Genomic DNA, 2,223 nt, shown 5'->3' with positions numbered 1-2,223 from the left:
CCCTCCGGCCGCGCTGGCGGCGGTCGACGCGCCGGCCGCGGCCCGCGGGGCCGGCCCCTGCGCGGGCGCGCCCCCCGGGCGGAACGGGAGCCGCCGGTGGCGGGTGACGAGCTTCAGCCCCGCAACCGCGCGGACGGCGTCGCGGATCGCGTCCGCCTCGCGGGCGAAGCGCGCCGCGTCCGTGGCGCGCGGCTTCGCGAGCACCTCCACCGCGCCGAGCTCGAGCGCCCAGAAGGCGAGCTCCTGCCGCTCGGGCCCGGCCTCCGCCGAGACCACCACGATCGGCGTCGGCGCGACCCGCATGATCTCCTCGATCGCCGCGAGCCCGTCCTTGCCGGGCATCCGCACGTCCATGGTCACGACGTCCGGGCGGAGCGCCGCCACCTGGGCCACCGCCGCCTCGCCGTCGGCGGCCTCGCCGACGACCGCGATGCCGGCGCGATCGAGGAGCGCGCGCAGCAGGGCGCGGAACGAGCGGGAGTCGTCCACCAGCAGGCAGCGGATCATGCGCGGGGCAGGAGCTGGCGGACGAGGTCGAGGAGCTTGCCGCGCTCGACCTCGCGCTTCACGAGGTAGCCGTCGGCGCCGGCGGCGAGGCCGGCGGCGCGATCCTCGGCCGCCTCGAGGGAGGTGACGAGGACGACCGGCGTGCGGCGCAGGCGCGGGTCGGTCTTCACCTTGCGCGTGAGGCCGAAGCCGTCGAGCCGGGGCATCTGCACGTCGGACACGACGAGGTCCGCGCCCGACTCGCGCAGGAGCTGGAACGCCTCCTCCCCGTCGGCGGCGGGGATCACCGCGTAGCCCGCCATCTCGAGGAGCGCCTTCATCGCGGAGCGGGTGGTGAGCGAGTCGTCCGCGACGATCACGCGCCGCCCGCCCTCGGCGCGGCTCGCCCCCATGCCCGGCTGCCCCCGCCGCACGAGCTCCGCCGCGGAGAGGACCCCCGCCACGCGCCCGTCGTCGAGCACCGCCGCGCCGGCGAGGTGCGGCACCGCCGCGACCCGCGCGCCGAGCGAGGAGATCACGAGCTCCTGCTGGCCGACGAGCTCGTCCACCCCGACGGCGACGCGCGCGCCGCCGTGGGCGATCACGAGCGCCACCCGCTGGCGCGGCGGCGTGGCCGCCCCCTCCGGCATGCGCAGGAGCCGCGCGAGCGGTACGTACGGCACGTGCTCGCCGGCGACCTGCGCCGTGGTGCGCCCGGCGACGCTGCCGAGATCGCCCGCGGTGACCAGCACGACGTGCTCGATCGCCTCCGCGGGCAGCGCGATCACGTCGCGCCCGACGCGGAACACGAGCGCGGTGGACGCGGACAGCGTGAGCGGCACCTCGAGGTCGAAGCGCGTGCCGCGGCCCGCCTCCCAGCGGACGTCCACCGTGCCCCCGAGCCGCGCCAGCGTCTCGAGGACGACGTCCATCCCGACCCCGCGCCCGGAGATCTCCGTCACGGCGCGCGCGGTGGAGAGGCCGGGGTGGAACACGAGGCGCGCCGCCTCCTGATCGCCGAGGCGATCCGCCTCCTCGGCGGGGAGGACCCCCTTGCGCACCGCGGCGGCGCGCAGCCCCGCGAGATCGAGGCCCGGCCCGTCGTCCTCGACGATGATGGCGACCCGCGAGCCGCGCGGCTCGACGCGGGCGGCGATGCGGCCGGCGGTCGACTTCCCGGCGGCCCTCCGCGCCGCGGGCGCCTCGATGCCGTGGTCCACCGCGTTCCGCACGAGGTGCAGGAGCGGATCGCGGAGCGCGTCCACGATCTGGCGGTCGAGGCGGGCCTCCCCGCCGTCGATCGTGAGCTCGACCTCCTTGCCCAGCCGGCCGGCGACGTCGCGCACGGCGCGGCGGAGCGGCTCGAGCACGAGCGCGGCGGGCACCATCCGGAGCGCGCGCAGGTCCTCGCGGAGCACGGTGCCCGCGAGCCGCTGCTGCTCGGCCTCGCGCGACGCCTCGCGCGCGACGCGGGTGAGGTCGGTCGCGATCTCGCGCAGCCGCGCGGACGACCGCTCGAGCTCGGCGCGCCCCGCCTCGACCCCGGCGGCGCGCAGCGCCCGGCCGGCCTCGTCGAGCGCCTGCAGCGCGTCCCGCACCGACGCCGCGTGGCCGAACACGTCGCGCGCCCGGCGCGCGCGGCGGGCCTCGGCGAGCGAGAGGAGCTCGACCTGGCGGCCGATGGAGGCGAGCGTGGAGGCGAGCACGCGGATCGACTTCTCGCCCCGCGCCTGCGCG

The 2,223-nt window shown here is 78.5% G+C and carries 2 protein-coding genes; both read right to left on the bottom strand.

Annotated elements, in window-relative coordinates:
- Window positions 1-507: response regulator (locus tag MNY60_RS23465; protein ID WP_242362059.1), on the bottom strand; the 507-nt coding region annotated here is incomplete at its 3' end.
- The coding region (locus tag MNY60_RS23460) for a response regulator (protein WP_242362057.1) at window positions 504-2,223 on the bottom strand (1,720 nt) is incomplete at its 5' end. The genes MNY60_RS23460 and MNY60_RS23465, both read right to left, overlap by 4 nt.

The organism is Anaeromyxobacter sp. SG17 (assembly GCF_022690695.1).
GTDB lineage: Bacteria > Myxococcota > Myxococcia > Myxococcales > Anaeromyxobacteraceae > Anaeromyxobacter > Anaeromyxobacter soli.
This window is presented reverse-complemented; position numbering and strand designations above follow the sequence as displayed.